The 22,181-nt window shown below is 56.7% G+C and carries 17 protein-coding genes, 4 tRNA genes and 1 riboswitch; of the genes, 16 read left to right on the top strand and 5 right to left on the bottom strand.

Annotated features, from left to right (window positions below; translation table 11 throughout):
- Window positions 1-58: 58 nt before the first annotated feature.
- From MC269_RS17445 to rpoC, 13 genes are all read left to right on the top strand, one after another.
- A tRNA-Thr gene (locus MC269_RS17445) sits at window positions 59-134 on the top strand.
- A 7-nt stretch (window positions 135-141) separates the two neighbouring features.
- A tRNA-Tyr gene (locus MC269_RS17440) sits at window positions 142-226 on the top strand.
- Between the two features lie 192 nt (window positions 227-418).
- Window positions 419-493 (top strand) — tRNA-Gly (locus MC269_RS17435).
- Window positions 494-498: 5 nt separating this feature from the next.
- Window positions 499-574: transfer RNA gene (locus tag MC269_RS17430), tRNA-Thr, on the top strand.
- Window positions 575-681: 107 nt separating this feature from the next.
- Window positions 682-1,866: an elongation factor Tu gene (tuf, locus tag MC269_RS17425; protein WP_033752981.1), complete on the top strand. Its 1,185-nt coding sequence runs from the start codon at window positions 682-684 to the stop codon at window positions 1,864-1,866.
- A 227-nt stretch (window positions 1,867-2,093) separates the two neighbouring features.
- Window positions 2,094-2,477: a preprotein translocase subunit SecE gene (gene secE, locus MC269_RS17420; RefSeq protein ID WP_033755817.1), complete on the top strand. Its 384-nt coding sequence runs from the start codon at window positions 2,094-2,096 to the stop codon at window positions 2,475-2,477.
- Window position 2,478: 1 nt separating this feature from the next.
- A complete protein-coding gene (nusG, locus tag MC269_RS17415; protein ID WP_012439920.1) occupies window positions 2,479-3,024 on the top strand; it encodes a transcription termination/antitermination protein NusG in 546 nt (181 codons plus the stop codon).
- A 147-nt stretch (window positions 3,025-3,171) separates the two neighbouring features.
- Window positions 3,172-3,600: a 50S ribosomal protein L11 gene (gene rplK, locus MC269_RS17410; RefSeq protein WP_008108393.1), complete on the top strand. Its 429-nt coding sequence runs from the start codon at window positions 3,172-3,174 to the stop codon at window positions 3,598-3,600.
- 3 nt (window positions 3,601-3,603) lie between these two features.
- A complete protein-coding gene (rplA, locus tag MC269_RS17405) occupies window positions 3,604-4,308 on the top strand; it encodes a 50S ribosomal protein L1 (RefSeq protein WP_081142490.1) in 705 nt (234 codons plus the stop codon).
- 351 nt (window positions 4,309-4,659) lie between these two features.
- Entirely contained in the window at window positions 4,660-5,157 is a 498-nt protein-coding gene (gene rplJ / locus MC269_RS17400; protein ID WP_003848098.1) for a 50S ribosomal protein L10, read from the top strand.
- A gap of 63 nt (window positions 5,158-5,220) precedes the next feature.
- Window positions 5,221-5,583, top strand: a complete 363-nt coding sequence (gene rplL, locus MC269_RS17395; protein WP_033755825.1) for a 50S ribosomal protein L7/L12 — start codon at window positions 5,221-5,223, stop codon at window positions 5,581-5,583.
- Window positions 5,584-5,911: 328 nt separating this feature from the next.
- Complete coding sequence (gene rpoB / locus MC269_RS17390) at window positions 5,912-9,940, top strand: DNA-directed RNA polymerase subunit beta (RefSeq protein WP_239953166.1); 4,029 nt, start codon at window positions 5,912-5,914, stop codon at window positions 9,938-9,940.
- Between the two features lie 79 nt (window positions 9,941-10,019).
- The gene (gene rpoC, locus MC269_RS17385; protein WP_239953165.1) at window positions 10,020-14,243 is read left to right on the top strand and encodes a DNA-directed RNA polymerase subunit beta'; all 4,224 of its coding nucleotides are present in this window, start codon (window positions 10,020-10,022) and stop codon (window positions 14,241-14,243) included.
- Window positions 14,244-14,308: 65 nt separating this feature from the next.
- On the opposite strand, the gene MC269_RS17380 is transcribed toward rpoC, so the two are convergent.
- Window positions 14,309-14,608: a hypothetical protein gene (locus tag MC269_RS17380; RefSeq protein ID WP_239953164.1), complete on the bottom strand. Its 300-nt coding sequence runs from the start codon at window positions 14,606-14,608 to the stop codon at window positions 14,309-14,311.
- 85 nt (window positions 14,609-14,693) lie between these two features.
- On the opposite strand from MC269_RS17380, the gene MC269_RS17375 reads away from it, so the two are divergent.
- On the top strand, window positions 14,694-15,629 hold the full coding sequence (locus MC269_RS17375; RefSeq protein WP_239953163.1) for a LysR family transcriptional regulator: 936 nt from the start codon (window positions 14,694-14,696) through the stop codon (window positions 15,627-15,629).
- Window positions 15,630-15,710: 81 nt separating this feature from the next.
- On the opposite strand, the gene MC269_RS17370 is transcribed toward MC269_RS17375, so the two are convergent.
- Window positions 15,711-15,902 carry a DUF1127 domain-containing protein gene (locus tag MC269_RS17370; RefSeq protein ID WP_239953162.1) on the bottom strand — a complete coding sequence of 64 codons (192 nt, stop codon included), beginning with the start codon at window positions 15,900-15,902 and terminating at the stop codon, window positions 15,711-15,713.
- 173 nt (window positions 15,903-16,075) lie between these two features.
- Here MC269_RS17370 and MC269_RS17365 point away from each other — a divergent pair, with 173 nt between their 5' ends.
- Window positions 16,076-17,545 carry a PLP-dependent aminotransferase family protein gene (locus tag MC269_RS17365; protein ID WP_081142502.1) on the top strand — a complete coding sequence of 490 codons (1,470 nt, stop codon included), beginning with the start codon at window positions 16,076-16,078 and terminating at the stop codon, window positions 17,543-17,545.
- 186 nt (window positions 17,546-17,731) lie between these two features.
- Here MC269_RS17365 and thiE read toward each other — a convergent pair whose 3' ends face one another.
- From thiE to MC269_RS17350, 3 genes are all read right to left on the bottom strand, one after another.
- Complete coding sequence (thiE, locus tag MC269_RS17360) at window positions 17,732-18,367, bottom strand: thiamine phosphate synthase (protein ID WP_081142504.1); 636 nt, start codon at window positions 18,365-18,367, stop codon at window positions 17,732-17,734.
- Window positions 18,364-20,292, bottom strand: coding sequence for a phosphomethylpyrimidine synthase ThiC (gene thiC, locus MC269_RS17355; protein ID WP_239953161.1), 1,929 nt, complete (start codon window positions 20,290-20,292; stop codon window positions 18,364-18,366). Before thiC ends, thiE begins: the two co-directional genes overlap by 4 nt.
- A gap of 84 nt (window positions 20,293-20,376) precedes the next feature.
- A riboswitch (TPP riboswitch) is annotated at window positions 20,377-20,477 on the bottom strand.
- 249 nt (window positions 20,478-20,726) lie between these two features.
- The gene (locus MC269_RS17350) at window positions 20,727-21,236 is read right to left on the bottom strand and encodes an Rsd/AlgQ family anti-sigma factor (protein ID WP_081142508.1); all 510 of its coding nucleotides are present in this window, start codon (window positions 21,234-21,236) and stop codon (window positions 20,727-20,729) included.
- A 154-nt stretch (window positions 21,237-21,390) separates the two neighbouring features.
- Here MC269_RS17350 and nudC point away from each other — a divergent pair, with 154 nt between their 5' ends.
- Window positions 21,391-22,161 (top strand): NAD(+) diphosphatase, encoded by a 771-nt coding sequence (nudC, locus tag MC269_RS17345; RefSeq protein ID WP_239953160.1) that lies wholly within the window; start codon window positions 21,391-21,393, stop codon window positions 22,159-22,161.
- The last annotated feature ends 20 nt before the right edge of the window (window positions 22,162-22,181 follow it).

Genomic DNA, 22,181 nt, shown 5'->3' with positions numbered 1-22,181 from the left:
TCAGCGATTTTTTTGTTGCATCCTGTCCCCGACCTTCCTAGAATGCGCGTCACTTGATGCCGGCTTAGCTCAGTTGGTAGAGCAACTGACTTGTAATCAGTAGGTCACCAGTTCGATTCCGGTAGCCGGCACCATCAAGTAGGTGGGATTCCCGAGCGGCCAAAGGGAGCAGACTGTAAATCTGCCGTCACAGACTTCGAAGGTTCGAATCCTTCTCCCACCACCATCTCAACCCTTGCGGTTGAGAGCAGATAAACAGCCAGTTTATCTGTCGGTGAGTCACTTCTCTCACCCTAAATTCAGACTGCGCTTCGGCACAGTTAAAGTCGGTCAGCAACGCTGTCAGACTTTGAATAGTAGGGGATCATCTCTTATTATTCACAAGCTACAGAAAGAACAGGTAGCCGAGTTCCAGGATGCGGGCATCGTATAATGGCTATTACCTCAGCCTTCCAAGCTGATGATGCGGGTTCGATTCCCGCTGCCCGCTCCAGATGTGCTGATATGGCTCAGTTGGTAGAGCGCACCCTTGGTAAGGGTGAGGTCCCCAGTTCGACTCTGGGTATCAGCACCACTTCCTTTATCTCCTCCCTGATTCTCTCTCTGTAAATCCTGCACTCAGGCACAGCCTGGTTGATGTGATGATATCTTTGATATATCCGTGTCTTAGAGGGACAAGCGATGGCTAAAGAGCAATTTCAACGTAACAAACTGCACGTAAACGTGGGCACCATCGGTCACGTTGACCACGGTAAAACCACCCTGACTGCAGCAATCACCACCGTTCTGGCTAAAACCTACGGCGGCCAGGCTCGCGCATTCGACCAGATCGATAACGCGCCGGAAGAGAAAGCACGTGGTATCACCATCAACACTTCACACGTTGAGTATGAAACCCCGTCTCGCCACTACGCGCACGTTGACTGCCCGGGCCACGCCGACTATGTGAAAAACATGATCACCGGTGCTGCGCAGATGGACGGCGCTATCCTGGTTGTTGCTGCGACTGACGGCCCGATGCCGCAGACCCGTGAGCACATCCTGCTGGGTCGTCAGGTTGGCGTGCCTTACATCATCGTGTTCCTGAACAAGTGTGACATGGTTGATGACGAAGAGCTGCTGGAACTGGTTGAGATGGAAGTGCGTGACCTGCTGTCACAGTACGACTTCCCGGGCGACGACACTCCGATCGTTCGCGGTTCAGCGCTGAAAGCGCTGGAAGGCGACGCTGAGTGGGAAGCGAAGATCGTTGAGCTGGCTGGCCACCTGGATACCTACATCCCGGATCCGGTTCGTGCTATCGACCTGCCGTTCCTGCTGCCGATCGAAGACGTATTCTCAATCTCTGGCCGTGGTACCGTTGTTACCGGTCGTGTTGAGCGCGGCATCGTGAAAGTCGGCGACGAAGTTGAAATCGTGGGCATCAAAGACACCGCGAAATCAACCTGTACCGGCGTTGAAATGTTCCGCAAACTGCTGGATCAGGGTCAGGCTGGTGAGAACGTCGGCGTTCTGCTGCGTGGTATCAAGCGTGAAGAGATCGAGCGTGGCCAGGTTCTGGCTAAGCCGGGCTCAATCAAGCCGCACACCACTTTCGTGTCAGAAGTCTACGTTCTGTCCAAAGAAGAAGGCGGTCGTCACACTCCGTTCTTCAAAGGCTACCGTCCGCAGTTCTACTTCCGTACTACTGACGTGACTGGCAACATCGAACTGCCGGAAGGCGTTGAGATGGTAATGCCGGGCGACAACATCAAAATGACCGTTACTCTGATCCATCCGATCGCGATGGACCAGGGTCTGCGCTTCGCAATCCGCGAAGGCGGCCGTACCGTTGGCGCGGGCGTTGTTGCTGAAGTTATCGCTTAATTACGATAATATTTGACGCAATGCATACGAAGAGGGCATCATTTGATGCCCTTTTTGCACGCTGTTATATAGAACCTGGCTCATCAGTGATTTTCGATCATAATCATTGCTGAGACAGGCTCTGTTGCGCGGCGTAGGATGCCGAGTTACGCCCAAAAGCTCATTCGGTTTGGATGCCTCGCCTTGCGGGGCAAAATAGTTTCTGAATTATTGTGGCAGGTTGGTTTATGAGTGCGAATACCGAAGCTCAAGGGAGCGGGCGCGGCCTGGAAGCGATAAAGTGGCTGGCTGTGGTTGCGTTGCTGCTGGTAGCCATCGTAGGCAATTATATTTATCGCGATGTGACGCTGCCTTTACGCGCGCTGGCTGTCGTGGTGCTGATTGCGGCTGCAGGCGGCATTGCGCTGTTGACAGTCAAAGGCAAAGCAACCGTGGCTTTTGCACGTGAAGCACGCACTGAAATGCGTAAGGTCATTTGGCCGACTCGCCAGGAAACGCTGCACACCACGTTAATCGTTGCCGCGGTGACCGCCGTGATGTCACTGATTTTGTGGGGGCTGGATGGTATTCTGGTCCGTCTGGTATCGTTTATCACTGGCCTGAGGTTCTGAGATGTCTGAAGCTCCAAAAAAACGCTGGTACGTCGTGCAGGCGTTTTCCGGCTTTGAAGGCCGCGTAGCACAGTCGCTGCGCGAGCACATCAAATTGCACAACATGGAAGAGCTGTTCGGCGACGTCATGGTTCCCACTGAAGAAGTGGTCGAGATCCGCGGCGGTCAGCGTCGTAAAAGTGAACGCAAATTCTTCCCTGGCTACGTGCTGGTACAGATGGTGATGAATGACGCCAGCTGGCACCTCGTGCGCAGCGTGCCGCGCGTGATGGGTTTCATCGGCGGCACCTCCGATCGTCCTGCGCCGATCAGCGATAAAGAAGTGGATGCGATTATGAACCGCCTGCAGCAGGTGGGTGACAAGCCGCGTCCGAAAACGCTGTTCGAACCGGGCGAAATGGTGCGCGTCAACGACGGCCCGTTTGCCGACTTCAACGGCGTGGTGGAAGAGGTGGATTACGAAAAAAGCCGCCTGAAAGTCTCTGTTTCTATCTTTGGCCGAGCAACGCCGGTCGAACTGGACTTTGGACAGGTGGAGAAAGGTTAATCACCTTGCTCACATTCTGGCTCTTGCAGAAGGCGCGAAATTTAACTATAATTTCGCGCCTTTTGTTTTTATGCGCTGTTAACAGCGTGTGAACTGTTATCACGGGGAGCCTGTTTTTCAGGCGCTATACCCAACTGAGGAATAATCATGGCCAAGAAAGTACAAGCCTACGTCAAGCTGCAGGTTGCAGCAGGTATGGCTAACCCGAGCCCACCGGTAGGTCCGGCTCTGGGTCAGCAGGGCGTTAACATCATGGAATTCTGTAAAGCGTTCAACGCCAAAACGGAATCCCTGGAGAAGGGTCTGCCGACTCCGGTTGTTATCACCGTATACAGCGACCGTTCTTTCACCTTCGTTACCAAAACTCCGCCGGCCGCCGTTCTGCTGAAAAAAGCAGCGGGCATCAAGTCTGGTTCTGGTAAGCCGAACAAAGATAAAGTCGGTAAAGTAACTCGTGCTCAGGTACGTGAAATCGCAGAAACCAAAGCTGCGGACATGACTGGTTCTGACGTAGAAGCGATGACTCGCTCTATCGAAGGTACCGCTCGTTCCATGGGCCTGGTAGTAGAGGACTAAGAAATGGCTAAGCTGACCAAGCGCATGCGCGTGATCCGTGACAAAGTTGATGCGACCAAACAGTACGACGTCACTGAAGCTGTTGCTCTGCTGAAAGAACTGGCTACCGCTAAGTTTGTAGAGAGCGTGGACGTTGCCGTTAACCTCGGCATCGATGCACGTAAATCTGACCAGAACGTTCGTGGTGCGACCGTTCTGCCGCACGGTACTGGCCGTTCAGTACGCGTTGCCGTCTTTACCCAGGGCGCAAACGCCGAAGCTGCTAAAGCAGCTGGCGCTGAGCTGGTAGGTATGGAAGATCTGGCTGACCAGATCAAAAAAGGCGAAATGAACTTTGACGTTGTTATTGCTTCTCCGGATGCAATGCGCGTTGTTGGCCAGTTGGGCCAGGTTCTGGGTCCGCGCGGCCTGATGCCAAACCCGAAAGTGGGTACTGTAACCCCGAACGTTGCTGAAGCGGTTAAAAACGCCAAAGCGGGTCAGGTTCGTTACCGTAACGACAAGAACGGCATCATCCACACTACCATCGGTAAAGTGGACTTCGACGCCGACAAGCTGAAAGAAAACCTGGAATCTCTGCTGGTTGCGCTGAAAAAAGCGAAACCTGCTCAGGCGAAAGGCGTTTTCATCAAGAAAATCAGCCTGTCTACCACCATGGGCGCTGGCGTTGCCATCGACCAGTCTGGTCTGAACGCAGCAGCAAACTAATTTGCTGCTTGAAACGGGCGAAAAATTCACCTAGAATCTTACGCCCGTTGTTCTGGTAAACAGCGCACAGAATTTATATCCCGCGGTGACCCGCGCGTTTGCTTCGGCAGCGCAACGGCAACGGCGGGGTAGGTTGGAGCCAGGCCTTTCCTGGCCTCCGTCCAAGACCGCAGGCGCGACCCATCTTAGGATGAGACGCTTAATCCCCTGCGTAGACGGTGACAGAACCAAAAAGAATTTTTCTTAACTGGATTCTGCTCACCGTGTTTTAGCGCTTACCTTCCTGCGGGTCGGTAAGTGAAGTGAGTTCCGGGGAAATCCTTCCCTGGTCAAATCCAGGAGCAAAAGCTAATGGCATTAAATCTTCAAGACAAACAAGCGATTGTTGCTGAAGTCAGCGAAGTAGCCAAAGGCGCGCTGTCAGCGGTTGTTGCGGATTCCCGTGGCGTTACCGTTGATAAAATGACCGAACTGCGTAAAGCAGGTCGTGAAGCTGGCGTTTACATGCGTGTTGTTCGTAACACCCTGCTGCGCCGCGTCGTTGAAGGTACTCAGTTCGAGTGCCTGAAAGACACGTTTGTTGGTCCGACCCTGATTGCATATTCTATGGAACACCCGGGCGCTGCTGCTCGTCTGTTCAAAGATTTCGCGAAAGCGAATGCAAAATTTGAGGTCAAAGCTGCAGCCTTTGAAGGTGAGCTGATCACGGCGGCTAATATTGACCGTCTGGCAACTCTGCCGACCTACGAAGAAGCACTGGCACGTCTGATGTCGACCATGAAAGAAGCCGCTGCTGGCAAACTGGTCCGCACTCTGGCTGCTGTACGCGACGCAAAAGAAGCGGCTTAAGGCCCACTCTTTTCTTTCGCACTTTAACGTATAAACTTTTTCTGATTCTTAGGAACAATTGTTATGTCTATCACTAAAGACCAAATTCTGGAAGCTGTTGCAGCTATGTCCGTAATGGAAGTAGTTGAGCTGGTTTCTGCAATGGAAGAAAAATTCGGCGTGTCTGCTGCTGCTGCTGTAGCTGTTGCTGCTGGCCCGGCTGAAGCTGTTGAAGAGAAAACTGAATTCGACGTAGTTCTGAAATCTGCTGGCGCGAACAAAGTTGCAGTAATCAAAGCCGTTCGTAGCGCAACTGGTCTGGGCCTGAAAGAAGCCAAAGACCTGGTTGAAGCAACTGGCGTGATCAAAGAAGGCATCAGCAAAGACGACGCAGCTGCACTTGAAGCTGCTCTGAAAGAAGCTGGCGCTGACGTTGAAGTTAAGTAAGACAACCTTTTGGTTGCAGTCTGAGTAAAATCAGGCTGATGGCTGGTGGCTTTTTGGTCACCAGCCTTTTTGCGCTCAAGAGCCTTGATGGGGTTTCGCACTGTTTGTCCATCGCTGCTCTTCAATATCTTTTTCTATCGACGCCTTAATATACTGCTTTCCTGCGCGGGTTCCCTGCCCATGCTAAGGCAATGAAATGATTTAAGAGTGATAGAAAGATGTATTGCATGTGGCCTCCGCGCCGCATGAATCAAACAAAATAGTGTTGCATGAACTGTCCTTCAGGACGGACAGCGTGGGTCGACTTGTCAGCTAGCTGAGGAACCCTATGGTTTACTCCTATACCGAGAAAAAACGTATTCGTAAGGATTTTGGTAAACGTCCGCAAGTACTGGACATACCTTATCTCCTTTCTATCCAGCTTGACTCGTTTCAGAAATTTATCGAGCAAGATCCGGAAGGTCAGTATGGTCTGGAAGCAGCCTTCCGTTCCGTATTCCCTATCCAGAGTTACAGCGGTAACTCCGAGCTGCAATACGTCAGCTATCGTCTGGGCGAACCCGTCTTTGACGTGAAAGAGTGTCAGATTCGTGGCGTGACGTTCTCCGCACCGCTGCGCGTCAAACTGCGTCTGGTGATCTACGAGCGCGAAGCGCCGGAAGGCACCGTTAAAGACATTAAAGAACAAGAAGTCTACATGGGCGAAATTCCGCTCATGACGGACAACGGTACCTTTGTTATCAACGGTACTGAGCGCGTTATCGTTTCTCAGCTGCATCGTAGTCCTGGCGTCTTCTTCGACAGCGATAAGGGTAAAACCCACTCATCGGGTAAAGTGCTGTATAACGCACGTATCATCCCTTACCGCGGTTCATGGCTGGACTTCGAGTTCGACCCGAAAGACAACCTGTTCGTCCGTATCGACCGTCGTCGTAAGCTGCCGGCCAGTATCATTCTGCGCGCGCTGAACTACACCTCTGAGCAGATCCTCGATCTGTTCTTCGAAAAAGTGGTGTTTGAGATCCGCGATAACAAGCTGCAGATGGAGCTGGTGCCTGAGCGCCTGCGCGGCGAAACCGCCTCTTTCGACATCGAAGCCAACGGCAACGTTTACGTCGAGAAGGGCCGTCGCATCACTGCGCGCCACATTCGTCAGCTGGAAAAAGATGGCATTCAGCATATCGAAGTGCCGGTTGAGTACATCGCGGGCAAAGTGGTCGCAAAAGATTACATCGACGAGAGCACCGGCGAACTGATCGTTCCGGCGAACATGGAGCTCTCCATGGATCTGCTGGCCAAACTGAGCCAGTCTGGTCACAAGCGTATCGAAACGCTGTTCACCAACGATCTGGATCACGGCCCGTACATCTCCGAGACCCTGCGCGTCGATCCAACCAACGATCGCCTGAGCGCGCTGGTTGAGATCTACCGCATGATGCGTCCTGGCGAGCCGCCGACGCGTGAAGCCGCTGAGAACCTGTTCGAGAACCTGTTCTTCTCCGAAGATCGCTACGATCTGTCGGCTGTTGGCCGTATGAAGTTCAACCGTTCGCTGCTGCGCGATGAGATCGAAGGTTCAGGTATCCTGAGCAAAGAAGACATCATCGAAGTGATGAAGAAGCTGATCGATATCCGTAACGGTAAAGGCGAAGTGGACGATATTGACCACCTCGGCAACCGTCGTATCCGTTCAGTGGGCGAAATGGCGGAAAACCAGTTCCGCGTTGGCCTGGTTCGCGTAGAGCGTGCGGTGAAAGAGCGTCTGTCGCTGGGCGACCTCGACACGCTGATGCCGCAGGACATGATTAACGCCAAGCCGATTTCGGCGGCGGTGAAAGAGTTCTTCGGCTCCAGCCAGCTCTCTCAGTTTATGGATCAGAACAACCCGCTGTCAGAGATTACGCACAAACGTCGTATCTCTGCACTCGGCCCAGGCGGTCTGACGCGTGAGCGCGCCGGCTTCGAAGTTCGAGACGTACACCCGACTCACTACGGTCGCGTCTGTCCTATCGAAACCCCTGAAGGTCCGAACATCGGTCTGATCAACTCGCTGTCTGTCTATGCGCAGACCAACGAGTACGGTTTCCTGGAAACCCCGTATCGTCGCGTTATCGACGGTGTGGTTTCTGACGAAATCCATTACCTCTCTGCGATTGAAGAGGGTAACTACGTTATCGCTCAGGCGAACGCCCAGCTGGATGACGAAGGTCACTTTGTTGATGACCTCGTCACCTGCCGTAGCAAAGGCGAATCGAGCCTGTTCAGCCGCGATCAGGTTGACTACATGGACGTTTCCACCCAGCAGGTGGTTTCTGTCGGTGCGTCGCTGATCCCGTTCCTGGAGCACGATGATGCTAACCGCGCCCTGATGGGTGCGAACATGCAACGTCAGGCTGTACCGACTCTGCGCGCTGACAAGCCGCTGGTGGGTACCGGTATGGAGCGCGCGGTAGCGGTCGACTCCGGCGTTACCGCCGTAGCGAAACGTGGCGGTACCGTTCAGTACGTTGATGCTTCTCGTATCGTTATCAAAGTTAACGAAGATGAGATGTATCCGGGCGAAGCGGGTATCGACATCTACAACCTGACTAAGTACACCCGTTCTAACCAGAACACCTGCATCAACCAGATGCCGTGTGTGTCGCTGGGCGAGCCGGTCGAGCGCGGCGACGTGCTGGCTGACGGCCCGTCAACCGACCTGGGCGAACTGGCGCTTGGCCAGAACATGCGCGTCGCGTTCATGCCGTGGAACGGTTACAACTTCGAAGACTCCATCCTCGTCTCCGAGCGTGTGGTTCAGGAAGATCGTTTCACCACCATCCACATTCAGGAACTGGCGTGCGTGTCTCGCGACACCAAGCTGGGGCCAGAAGAGATCACCGCTGACATCCCGAACGTGGGTGAAGCAGCGCTCTCTAAACTGGATGAATCCGGCATTGTCTACATCGGTGCGGAAGTGACCGGCGGCGACATTCTGGTGGGCAAAGTGACGCCGAAAGGTGAAACCCAGCTGACGCCGGAAGAGAAACTGCTGCGCGCCATCTTCGGTGAAAAAGCGTCCGACGTGAAAGACTCGTCGCTGCGCGTGCCGAACGGCGTCTCTGGTACGGTTATCGACGTACAGGTCTTTACCCGCGATGGCGTGGAAAAAGACAAGCGTGCGCTGGAAATCGAAGAGATGCAGCTGAAGCAGGCGAAGAAAGACCTGTCTGAAGAACTGCAGATCCTCGAAGCGGGCCTGTTCAGCCGTATTCAGGCGGTGCTGATCTCCGGCGGCGTTGAAGCCGACAAGCTGGACAAGCTGCCGCGCGAGCGCTGGCTGGAGCTGGGCCTGACCGACGAAGAGAAGCAGAACGCGCTGGAGCAGCTGGCTGAGCAGTACGACGAACTGAAGCACGAGTTTGAGAAAAAACTCGAAGCCAAGCGTCGTAAGATCACCCAGGGCGACGACCTCGCGCCGGGCGTGCTGAAAATCGTCAAAGTCTATCTGGCCGTTAAGCGTCAGATTCAGCCTGGCGACAAGATGGCAGGCCGTCACGGTAACAAAGGTGTTATCTCTAAGATCAACCCGATCGAAGATATGCCTTACGACGAGAACGGCACGCCGGTCGACATCGTACTGAACCCGCTGGGCGTACCGTCGCGTATGAACATCGGTCAGATCCTGGAAACGCATCTGGGTATGGCGGCAAAAGGCATCGGCGACAAGATCAACGCCATGCTGAAGCGTCAGGAAGAAGTCGCGAAACTGCGCGAATTCATCCAGCGTGCCTACGATCTGGGCGCGGACGTGCGTCAGCGCGTTGACCTCAACACCTTCTCTGATGATGAAGTGTTGCGTCTGGCTGAGAACCTGAAAAAAGGTATGCCGATCGCTACGCCAGTGTTTGACGGCGCGAAAGAGAGCGAAATCAAAGAGCTGCTGCAGCTGGGCGATTTGCCTTCTTCTGGCCAGATCACCCTGTTTGACGGCCGTACCGGCGAGCAGTTCGAGCGTCAGGTTACTGTTGGCTACATGTACATGCTGAAACTGAACCACCTGGTTGATGACAAGATGCATGCGCGTTCCACCGGTTCTTACAGCCTGGTCACGCAGCAGCCGCTGGGTGGTAAAGCACAGTTCGGTGGTCAGCGCTTCGGTGAGATGGAAGTGTGGGCGCTGGAAGCATACGGCGCGGCATACACCCTGCAGGAAATGCTTACCGTTAAGTCTGATGACGTGAATGGTCGTACGAAGATGTATAAAAACATCGTCGACGGCAACCATCAGATGGAACCGGGCATGCCGGAATCCTTCAACGTACTGTTGAAAGAGATTCGCTCGCTGGGTATCAACATCGAGCTGGAAGACGAGTAAGCACTCGCAAGTACTGGTTATGGGGCGCGCAGTTTCGGCTGCGTGCCCCTGAGAGTTCCACTCCGACGGGAGCTAATCCGTGAAAGACTTACTTAAGTTTCTGAAAGCGCAAACTAAGACCGAAGAGTTTGATGCGATCAAAATTGCGCTGGCCTCGCCAGACATGATCCGTTCATGGTCGTTCGGTGAAGTGAAAAAGCCGGAAACCATTAACTACCGTACCTTCAAGCCAGAGCGTGACGGTCTTTTCTGCGCCCGTATTTTCGGACCGGTAAAAGATTACGAGTGCCTGTGCGGCAAGTACAAGCGCCTGAAACACCGCGGCGTGATCTGTGAGAAGTGCGGCGTCGAAGTGACCCAGACCAAAGTGCGTCGTGAGCGCATGGGCCACATCGAACTCGCTTCTCCGACCGCGCACATCTGGTTCCTGAAGTCGCTGCCGTCTCGTATCGGCCTGCTGCTCGATATGCCGCTGCGCGATATCGAACGCGTGCTCTACTTTGAATCTTACGTTGTGGTCGAAGGTGGCATGACCAACCTCGAAAAACGTCAGATTCTGACTGAAGAGCAGTACCTTGACGCGCTGGAAGAGTTCGGTGACGAATTCGACGCGAAAATGGGCGCCGAAGCGATTCAGGCACTGCTGAAAAACATGGATCTGGAGCAAGAGTGCGAGCAGCTGCGTGAAGAGCTGAACGAAACCAACTCCGAGACCAAACGTAAAAAGCTGACCAAGCGCATCAAGCTGCTGGAAGCGTTCGTGCAGTCTGGCAACAAGCCAGAGTGGATGATCCTGACCGTGCTGCCGGTGCTGCCGCCGGACCTGCGTCCGCTGGTTCCGCTGGACGGCGGTCGTTTCGCTACGTCGGATCTGAACGATCTTTATCGTCGCGTCATCAACCGTAACAACCGTCTGAAGCGCCTGCTGGATCTGGCTGCGCCGGACATCATCGTACGCAACGAAAAACGTATGCTGCAGGAAGCGGTCGACGCCCTGCTGGATAACGGTCGTCGCGGTCGTGCGATCACCGGTTCTAACAAGCGTCCGCTGAAATCTTTGGCCGATATGATCAAAGGTAAGCAGGGTCGTTTCCGTCAGAACCTGCTCGGTAAGCGCGTTGACTACTCCGGTCGTTCTGTTATCACCGTAGGTCCATACCTGCGTCTGCATCAGTGCGGCCTGCCGAAGAAAATGGCGCTGGAACTGTTCAAACCGTTCATCTACGGCAAGCTGGAGCTGCGTGGCCTCGCCACCACTATCAAAGCCGCGAAGAAAATGGTTGAGCGCGAAGAAGCGGTGGTCTGGGATATCCTGGACGAAGTGATCCGTGAGCACCCGGTTCTGCTGAACCGTGCGCCGACGCTGCACCGTCTGGGTATCCAGGCATTTGAACCGGTTCTGATCGAAGGTAAAGCGATCCAGCTGCACCCGCTGGTGTGTGCGGCCTATAACGCCGACTTCGATGGTGACCAGATGGCTGTTCACGTACCGCTGACGCTGGAAGCCCAGCTGGAAGCGCGTGCGCTGATGATGTCTACCAACAACATCCTGTCTCCGGCGAACGGCGAGCCAATCATCGTTCCGTCTCAGGACGTTGTTCTGGGTCTGTACTACATGACCCGCGACTGTGTTAACGCCAAAGGCGAAGGCATGGTGCTGACCGGCCCGAAAGAAGCAGAGCGTGTTTATCGCGCTGGCCTCGCTTCGCTGCACGCTCGCGTGAAGGTACGTATTACCGAACACGAGAAAAACGAGCAGGACGAGTGGGTTGCTAAAACCAGCATCATTGACACCACCATCGGCCGCGCCATCCTGTGGATGATCGTGCCGAAAGGTCTGCCTTACTCCATCGTCAACCAGGCGCTGGGTAAAAAAGCGATCTCCAAAATGCTGAACACCTGTTACCGCATTTTGGGCCTGAAGCCGACCGTTATCTTCGCTGACCAGACCATGTACACCGGTTTCGCTTACGCTGCCCGTTCAGGCGCGTCTGTTGGTATCGACGACATGGTGATCCCAGAGAAGAAAGTGGAAATCATCACCGAAGCGGAAGCGGAAGTGGCTGAGATCCAGGAGCAGTTCCAGTCTGGTCTGGTTACCGCGGGCGAGCGTTACAACAAAGTCATCGATATCTGGGCTGCGGCGAACGAGCGCGTAGCGAAGGCGATGATGGAAAACCTCTCGACTGAAACCGTGATTAACCGTGACGGCGAAGAAGAGAAACAGGTTTCCTTTAACAGCATCTTTATGATGGCCGACTCCGGTGCGCGTGGTTCTGCGGCGCAGATCCGTCAGCTGGCAGGTATGCGTGGTCTGATGGCGAAGCCGGATGGCTCCATCATCGAGACGCCGATTACCGCGAACTTCCGTGAAGGTCTGAACGTACTCCAGTACTTCATCTCGACCCACGGTGCGCGTAAAGGTCTGGCGGATACCGCACTGAAAACCGCGAACTCCGGTTATCTGACGCGTCGTCTGGTTGACGTTGCGCAGGACCTGGTGGTCACCGAAGACGACTGTGGCACCTTCGAAGGCATCATGATGACGCCGGTTATCGAAGGCGGCGACGTTAAAGAGCCGCTGCGCGAGCGCGTGCTGGGTCGTGTAACGGCCGAAGACGTGCTGAAGCCGGGCACCGCTGACATCCTGGTTCCGCGTAATACGCTGCTGGATGAGCACTGGTGTGATGTGGTCGAAGAGAACTCTGTCGACACCATCAAGGTTCGCTCTGTTGTAAGCTGTGAAACCGATTTTGGTGTGTGTGCGCACTGCTATGGTCGCGACCTGGCACGTGGTCACATCATCAACAAAGGTGAAGCGATCGGTGTTATCGCGGCACAGTCCATCGGTGAGCCGGGTACCCAGCTGACCATGCGTACGTTCCACATCGGTGGTGCGGCATCGCGTGCGGCGGCTGAATCCAGCATTCAGGTGAAGAACAAAGGTACTATCAAACTGACCAACGCCAAGTCGGTAACCAACTCCGCTGGCAAACTGGTTATTACCTCGCGTAACGTCGAACTGAAAATGATCGATGAGTTTGGCCGTACCAAAGAGAGCTATAAAGTCCCTTACGGCGCGACCATGGCGAAAGGCGACGGCGAACAGGTTGCAGCGGGCGAAACCGTGGCGAACTGGGATCCGCACACCATGCCGGTTATCACCGAAGTGAGCGGCTTCATTCGCTTTACTGACATGATCGATGGCCAGACCATCACGCGTCAGACCGACGAACTGACCGGTCTCTCTTCGCTGGTGGTGCTGGATACCGCTGAGCGTACCGCAGGTGGTAAAGATCTGCGTCCGGCGCTGAAAATCGTCGATGCACAGGGCGAAGATGTACTGATCCCGGGCACCGATATGCCGGCACAGTACTTCCTGCCGGGCAAAGCGATCGTTCAGCTGGAAGACGGCAAGAAGATCAGCTCCGGTGACACCCTGGCGCGTGTGCCTCAGGAATCTGGCGGTACCAAGGATATTACCGGTGGTCTGCCGCGCGTTGCCGACCTGTTCGAAGCGCGTCGTCCGAAAGAGCCAGCTATCCTGGCGGAGATCAGCGGCATCATCTCCTTCGGTAAAGAGACCAAAGGCAAACGTCGTCTGGTGATCACGCCGGTTGATGGTAGCGAGCCGTACGAAGAGATGATCCCGAAATGGCGTCAGCTCAACGTATTTGAAGGCGAGCGCGTAGAACGTGGTGACGTGGTTTCCGACGGTCCGGAATCTCCGCACGACATTCTGCGTCTGCGTGGCGTCCATGCTGTGACCCGTTACATCACCAACGAAGTGCAGGAAGTTTACCGCTTGCAGGGCGTTAAGATTAACGATAAGCACATCGAAGTCATCGTTCGCCAGATGCTGCGTAAAGCAACCATCATGAGCGCGGGAAGCACCGACTTCCTGGAAGGTGAGCAGGCAGAAGTCTCTCGCATCAAGATCTCTAACCGCGATCTGGAAGCGAACGGCAAAATCGGCGCGACCTACATGCGCGATCTGCTGGGTATCACCAAAGCGTCACTGGCAACCGAATCGTTCATCTCGGCAGCCTCGTTCCAGGAGACCACGCGTGTCCTGACCGAAGCCGCTGTGGCAGGCAAGCGCGACGAACTGCGCGGCCTGAAAGAGAACGTGATCGTGGGTCGTCTGATCCCGGCCGGTACCGGTTACGCTTACCATCAGGATCGTATGCGTCGCCGTCAGGCGGGTGAAGCGCCGGTTGCTCCTCAGGTGACTGCGGATGAAGCCTCTGCCAGCCTGGCTGAACTGCTGAACGCCGGTCTTGGCGGCAGCGATAACGACTAAGCGCTCTTCGCGTAATAAAAACCCTGCTTCGGCAGGGTTTTTTTTTGGCTGCAATACCGTGCGATTTATGCCGCCGTGGGCGCAAACAACACCTCGAAGCCGTGCATTAGGCCCATTTCAACAATTTGCACCGAGAGCAAATTGGCGTCGACCATCGGAAGACGCGCAACCAACGTTTCCAGCTCGTCACGGGTAGAGGTTTCGTAGATAACGCTGACAATCAGCGGGCTGGGTGAAAAATAGATCTCCCGCAGCGCGCCAGCTTTATAGTCATTCCAGACCGCCTGCATTTCTGCCACCGCATAAGGCCTGAACTCAGCCGGATCGCGACCGGCGACGGGTGTGAGTAGCACTAAAAATTTCATATCATGATCTCCTTTAAGAGGCTCAACGTTATCAGCCGTCGCCAGGCGCTTGTAGGCTGCCGCGCAGCAAGGAGATATTGACCAGATGGCAACACCGCTTTTTTCATCCAGCCTGACGCAGCTGCTCTGGTTCGCGCGTATCGTTGAAGCCGGATCCTTTGCCGAAGCCGCGCGTCGCGCCGGTACGACCACCTCGGCCGTCTCTAAAGCGTTAAGCCGCTTCGAGGGCCAGCACGGCGTGCGGCTGCTGCACCGCACCACGCACGCGCTGTCGCTGACGGAAGAGGGCGAGAGAATGCTGACGCTGGCGCGTGGACTGCTGGAAGAGGTGAATCAGGTTGAGAACGCGCTGAGCGGCATCGAGGATGAGGGTGCCAGCGGCCGGGTGCGCATCTCCGTGCCATCCTCTTTTGGACGCGCCTGCATCATGCCTGCGCTGCCCGCCTTTCTTGCCGCGCATCCTGAGATCGCACTGGAAATGCACTTTAGCGACGCAATGGTGGATTTAGCAGGCGGCGGTTTTGATTTCGCGCTCCGTTCCGGCCCGCTGGAAGCCTGGCCGGGTCATTCCGCGCGCAGGCTCTTTAGTTTTCCCTGGGTCGCCTGCGCGACGCCCGGCTATCTCGAGCAGCACGGCGAGCCGTCTACGCCCTTCGAACTCAGCGCGCATAGCCAGATAGGTTTCTGGAATCTCAATAAAGGGCGGGCGGACGCCTGGCGTTTTAGTTCGCCTGAGGATGGCAGAGCGGTGCGCTGGGAGCCCGCCTCGCGCTACTTGTTCGACGATGGTCAGGCTGCCTGGCAGATGGTGCGGGCGGGTTGCGGCATAGGCTGGGCGCCTTACTGGCTAGGCGCGCCCGATTTCGCCAGCGGCGCGGTGGTCGAGATACTAAAAGCCTGGCGAACCGAGAGAATGAATATGTGGGTGCTGCGTCTGGAGCGCCGCCTGACCCCGCGCCGCACGCAGAAGGTTATCGATTTCTTAACCGGGCTTCTCTCGCCCTACGACGCCGCTGTCTAGCCTGGCTGGATAAGGCAGCGGGCAGGTTTTTCTGCCCGCTGTGGCGGACGGTTAGTCCATGCGGCCTGACGCGCTCCGGCGTTACCATCGTTCGTTTTCAATATCGCTGCGCGTCAATCCGATATCTTTGAGCTGCGCATCGTTCAGATGCGACAGGATCTGACGCGTCTTACGCCGCTGGTGGATCGCTTTAATGCCGTGCGCGAGGGCGCGCAGCAGATGCCATGGCGTGACCGCGAAAGGTTTGGCCGCACAGTTTTCTTCATATCCCATTTTCCTGATCCTCGTTTATGAACCAGGGAGTAGTGTCCGCCGACGCGGAAAAAGGATACAGACGCAAAAATCGACTTTCTTTAACATACAGATTGCCGCAAAGACCATCTGAATGGTAAAAAAAACGCTTGTCTGTACTGTTTTTCACCGCTGCTTGCCTGAGGGAGACGATCATGACGCGTTATCAACAGCTGGCGATGCATCTGGCACAGCGCATTGAGCAGGGGCTTTATCGCCACGGCGAGAAGCTGCCGTCAGTGCGGAGCCTGAGCCTTGAACATGGCGTCAGCATTAGCACCGTGCAGCAGGCCTATCACGTGCTGGAGGAGAAGCAGCTGATTACGCCGCAGCCGCGTTCCGGCTATTTCGTTACGCCGCGCAAAGCGACACCGCCGGTGCCGCGGCTGACGCGCCCGGTACAGCGTCCAGTAGAGATCACGCAGTGGGAGTCGGTGCTGGATCTGCTCGATACGCGGCTGGAGCCGAACATGATGCAGCTGGGCAGCGGCATGCCTAATCTGACGCAGCCTACCCTTAAACCGATGTGGAAAATCCTCAGCCGTCAGGCGCAGCGGCAGGCAACCGAACTTCTCGGCTACGATAATCTGTATGGCGTGGTCGCCTTGCGCGAGCAGATCGCGCGGCTGGCCATCGACAGCGGCTGTCAGCTGTCGGTTGAGGATATCGTCATCACCACCGGCTGCCATGAAGCGCTGTCGGTATCGATTCGCGCGGTATGCGAGCCAGGCGACATCATCGCGGTGGAGTCGCCATCGTTCCACGGCATTATGCAGACCCTGCGCGGCTTCGGCATCCGCGCCATCGAGATCCCCACCGATGCGGTCACCGGCATCAGTCTGGAAGCGCTTGAGCTGGCGTTCGAGCAGTGGCCAATCAAGGCGGTGATGGTGGTACCGAACTGCAACAATCCGCTGGGCTTTATTATGCCGGAAGCGCGCAAGCGCGCGCTGCTGACGCTGGCGCAGCGTTTTGACGTGGCGATTATCGAAGACGATGTTTATGGCGAACTGGCGTGGGACTATCCGCGGCCCGCGACCCTGAAGTCGATGGATCTGGACGGCCGCGTGCTGCTGTGCAGCTCTTTTTCGAAAACCATCGCCCCAGGCCTGCGCACAGGCTGGGTGGCGCCGGGGCGCTATCGCGACCGCGTGCTGCATATGAAATATATCGCCACCGGCTCGAGCAATACGCTGGCGCAGCACGCGCTGGCGGAGTTTATTCGTCAGGGCCACTATCAGCCGCATCTGCGGCGCATGCGTCAGTTTTATCAGCGCAACTACAGCAGCTTTAGCTGCTGGGTGCGCCACTATTTTCCGTGTGGCATCTGCGTGTCGCGGCCGCAGGGCGGATTTATGATGTGGGTTGAGCTGCCGGAGGCGTTTGACGCCGTGCGCCTTAACCGCGAGCTGCGCGATTCTCATATTCAGATCGCGGTCGGCTCGCTTTTTTCCGCCTCGGGAAAATACCGTAACTGTCTGCGGCTGAGCTTTGCGATAACGCTCGACGATCGCGTCGAACAGGCGCTGGCAAAAGTCGGCGAGGCCGTCGAGCGCGCGATAGCCGCCTGCGCGGGCGAACACTCTCCACAATCCATGCAGCATGAGATCCTCCTGGCGAAGTAGCTGAGGGCAGGGCCAGAGAGGGTGAAGGGGAGGTCCTGGCCCTGGCCGGGCTGGATAACCCGGCGAGAGCCACTGTAGCGAAACAGAAAAACGGCGCTACAGAGAATGCCTGTCGCTGCGCGCCGTCTTCCATGCTTTTTACCGCTGTTGCAAACCGTTGCTGCCTTTTGCGCGGCGTATTGCGTTTCAGGCGTCTGGCTGCGCCTCTGCCAGTTTTAGCAACGTCTCAGTCGCCGCGCGCCAGTCTGGCGCCTGAGTGATGGCGCTGACCACGGCGATGCTGCCGACGCCGGTCGCCAGCACCGCAGGCGCGCGTTCAAGGCTGATGCCGCCAATCGCCACGGTGGAGATGCCCTTCAGCCGCGCGATATGCCGCTGCAGCTCCGCCAGACCTTGCGGCGCGGACGGCATCGCTTTCGTCTGGGTGGGAAAAATATGCCCCAGCGCGATATAGGAAGGGCCAATCGCCAGCGCGCGATCCAGTTCGGCGTCGTCATGGGTCGACAGGCCCAGCCGCAGGCCCGCCTCGCGAATGGCATTCAGGTTGGCGACGTCGAGATCCTCCTGACCGAGATGCACGCCATAGGCGCGATGCTTGATCGCCAGCCGCCAGTAATCATTGATAAACAGCCGCGCGTGATAGCGCTTGCCGAGGGCAATCGACTCGGCGATCGCCGGTTCTACCGCCTCGTCATCGCGATCTTTGATGCGCAGCTGGATAGTGCGCACGCCCGCCTCCAGCAGTCGCGCGATCCACTCGACGCTGTCGACCACCGGATAGAGCCCTAAGCGCGGCGCGGTAGCGGGAAAGGGGGTATTCATGGGTTCTCCTCGTTCAGCGCATCGGCCGAGTGATAAAGCTCGCTGCCCTGGCGGCGAAACCGGTCCGACATCTGCTGCATGCCGATCTCAACAGGCTGCGCCTCGGTTTGCTGGCGGGCCGCGTAGTCGCGCACCTCCTGACTGATTTTCATCGAGCAGAATTTAGGGCCGCACATCGAGCAGAAGTGAGCGACTTTGCCTGACTCCTGCGGCAGCGTCTCATCGTGATAGGCGCGGGCGGTATGCGGATCGAGCGCCAGGTTAAACTGATCTTCCCAGCGGAATTCGAAACGCGCTTTGGACATGGCGTTATCGCGGATCTGCGCGCCGGGATGGCCCTTGGCCAGATCCGCCGCGTGGGCGGCGATCTTATAGGTAATCAGCCCCTGTTTGACGTCCTCTTTGTTCGGCAGGCCAAGGTGCTCTTTCGGCGTGACGTAGCAGAGCATGGCGCAGCCGAACCAGCCGATCATCGCGGCGCCGATGCCGGAGGTGAAGTGATCGTAGCCGGGCGCGATATCGGTGGTCAGCGGGCCAAGCGTGTAAAACGGTGCCTCGTGGCAATGTTCCAGCTGTTCGGTCATATTGCGGCGGATCATCTGCATCGGAATATGGCCGGGGCCTTCGATCATCACCTGCACGTCATACTCCCAGGCGATCTTTGTCAGCTCGCCCAGCGTGTGCAACTCGGCGAACTGCGCCTCGTCGTTGGCATCCTGAATCGAGCCGGGACGCAGCCCGTCGCCGAGCGACAGGGAAACGTCGTAGGCGGCGCAGATTTCGCAAATCTCGCGGAAATGCTCATAGAGAAAACTCTCGCGGTGATGCGACAGGCACCACTTCGCCATAATGGATCCGCCGCGCGAGACAATGCCGGTCAGGCGCTTCGCCGTCATCGGCACATAGCGCAGCAGCACGCCGGCATGAATAGTGAAGTAATCTACCCCTTGCTCCGCCTGCTCCAGCAGGGTGTCGCGGAACACCTCCCAGTCGAGATTTTCCGCGACGCCGTTGACCTTCTCCAGCGCCTGATAGATCGGCACGGTGCCGATAGGCACCGGGCTATTGCGCAGGATCCATTCGCGCGTTTCGTGAATATAGCGGCCGGTCGAAAGATCCATCACGGTGTCGGCGCCCCAGCGCGTTGACCAGACCAGTTTCTCTACCTCTTCCTCGATAGAGGAGGTGACCGCCGAGTTGCCGATGTTGGCGTTGACCTTCACCAGGAAGTTACGGCCGATAATCATTGGCTCCGACTCGGGATGGTTGATATTGGCGGGAATGATGGCGCGGCCAGCGGCCACTTCCTGACGCACGAACTCAGGCGTGATGTTTTCCGGCAGCTGCGCGCCGAAGCTGTAGCCCGGATGCTGCTGACGCAGCACTTCACCGCGAATGCGCTCGCGCCCCATATTCTCGCGCAGCGCGATAAACTCCATCTCCGGCGTCACGATACCCTGACGCGCATAGTGGAGCTGCGTGACGCGGCGTCCCGCTTTCGCGCGGCGCGGCTGCGGCAAATGGTCGAAACGCAGATGATCCAGCCCATCATCGGCCAGACGCTGCTGGGTGTAGTGCGAGCTGATTTGCTCTAACGTATCGCTGTCGCCGCGCGCGGCAATCCAGCCGGCGCGCAGCTTCGCCAGCCCGCGCTGTACGTCGATCGTGGCATCGGGATCGCCATAAGGCCCCGCCGTATCGTAGACCGGCACCGCCTCATTTTCCTCATAGCGCGGCGCATCCTTGCTGCCGCCCGTCAGCGTCGGGCTGAGCTGGATCTCGCGCATCGGCACGCGGATATCGTCGCGGCTGCCCTGGATCCAGATACGTTTTGAGTTGGGAAAGGCGACGCCGCCCTGAAGCGCATGGATAAACGCCTGCGCCTGCGCGCGCTGCTCACGTCGGTTGGTTTTGGTGGTAGACATAGCAATTTTCCTGTTGAGGGGGAACGTTGCTTGTCCGGAGTTCGGAAGGAGTAACAGACACGACAGGCAGCCGCCTGCGCACTGATGATGTTTACTCTTGTTCCCTTCGCAGGTTCTAACCTGATCAGGTTCCGCGGATCCCGAATTAACGGTCTCAGCCCTTGCGGGCACTCCGACAAGATTTCGTTTTACGTTTTAAGCTACTTAGCTTGCCATTTCGCGCCTGGGCAGTGCTCGTGACGGTCACATACTTCAGTATGCTCCCGTCCCTGCGCGCTGTCCGAGCGTGAACTGGCTGCGCACGCTACGCTTAAAACGCAAAACGCCAGTGCATATTGCACAAAAACAAAACGGGTTTTCGACGTTATCGCCGAAAACCCGTTTAGCATAAAAGGGCTGGTTCAGAATAACAAGCGATTTACAACTGGTTAACCTTAAGCCGGACGCGAGAGCTGGCTGCTGTCGTTCGCCACCGGGGCGCGCACCAGGCTGTTATCCCAGGCAAGCTGGATCAGCTTATCTTCCAGCGTGAAACGTGCCTCCAGCACTTCGCCGACTTCCGACAGCGCCAGCTGGAAATCAACACAGTTGTCGTCGTCGATCGACTGCTGCAGATGGCCATCGTAGAGCTGCATCAGACGTTCGGTATTGGCTTCCAGCGGCGGATAAATCTGCGCGGCGGCGATCATCGGGCTGTCGCCTTCCATCTCATTGATGATGCGCTCATAGATACTGAAGTGACCGGCGGAAAGGTAATCGACCAGACCGTGACAAAAGTTGTCGAGCGCCTGCTCGTCTAACGTCGTGAGCGCCTCTTTGTTGGGTTTCAGCCCAACCAGGTGGTAATAAGACACCAGTAGCTGGCGACGGGCGTCCAGCCACGAATCGACCAGTTCATTGCTGCCACCTACGCGCTCGGTCAGGACATTTAACTGGTTAAGCATTTCTGACTCCATATCAATAAAATCCCCCTGACCGTGGCGGCCGCGGCGGGTCAGAGGCCGCCTGCAAGCTGAACGATTTAGGGTATAGTTGTTTGTCTACATACTTAACATCAGGACTTCAGCGTATCGAAAAGACGCTAAGGATGACGATTAGATGCAACATGAGATCTCAAGCGTAGACGCTGGATGGTGGATTGTCAGCCATGAACAGAAACTTTGGTTGCCGCAGGGCGACCTGCCGCACGGCAGCGCCGCTGCGTTTAAGCTAGCGGGAAGCAAGGCGCAGGCGGTCGGCGAGTGGCAAGGCGAAACGGTCTGGCTGGTGTGTGAAAATCGCGATCGCGATATGTTCTCGGTGCGCCAGCTGATTGATGAAGAGGCGGGGCTGTTCCAGCTGGCCGGACGCGCGGTGCAGCTGGCGGAGTTTTATCGCTCGCATCGCTTCTGCGGCTACTGCGGTCACGAGATGCATCTCAGCAAGCAGGAGAACGCCTGTCTGTGCGGCCACTGCCGCGAACGCTACTATCCGCAAATCGCGCCCTGCATCATTGTCGCCATTCGGCGCGGCGATGAGATTCTGCTCGCCAACCATGCGCGCCATCGCAACAGCATCTATACCGTGCTGGCGGGCTTTGTCGAGGTAGGCGAAACGCTGGAGCAGGCGGTCGCGCGCGAGGTCATGGAAGAGAGCAACGTGCGCGTCAAGAATTTGCGCTATGTCACGTCGCAGCCCTGGCCGTTCCCCCATTCGCTGATGATGGCGTTTATGGCGGAGTATGACGGCGGCGATCTGCAAATCGACAACAAAGAGCTGCTGGACGCCGGCTGGTACCGCTACGACGCGCTGCCGCTGTTGCCGCCGCCCGGCACCGTGGCGCGCCGCCTGATAGAAGATACCGTTGCCATCTGCCGCGCCGACGCCTGAGAAGTGTTACACTAGGCGCC

The organism is Pantoea sp. Z09 (genome assembly GCF_022394795.1).
GTDB classification, from domain to species: domain Bacteria; phylum Pseudomonadota; class Gammaproteobacteria; order Enterobacterales; family Enterobacteriaceae; genus Pantoea; species Pantoea latae.
Note: the sequence above shows the minus strand (reverse complement) of the source record. Positions and strands in the feature narration are given on the sequence as shown.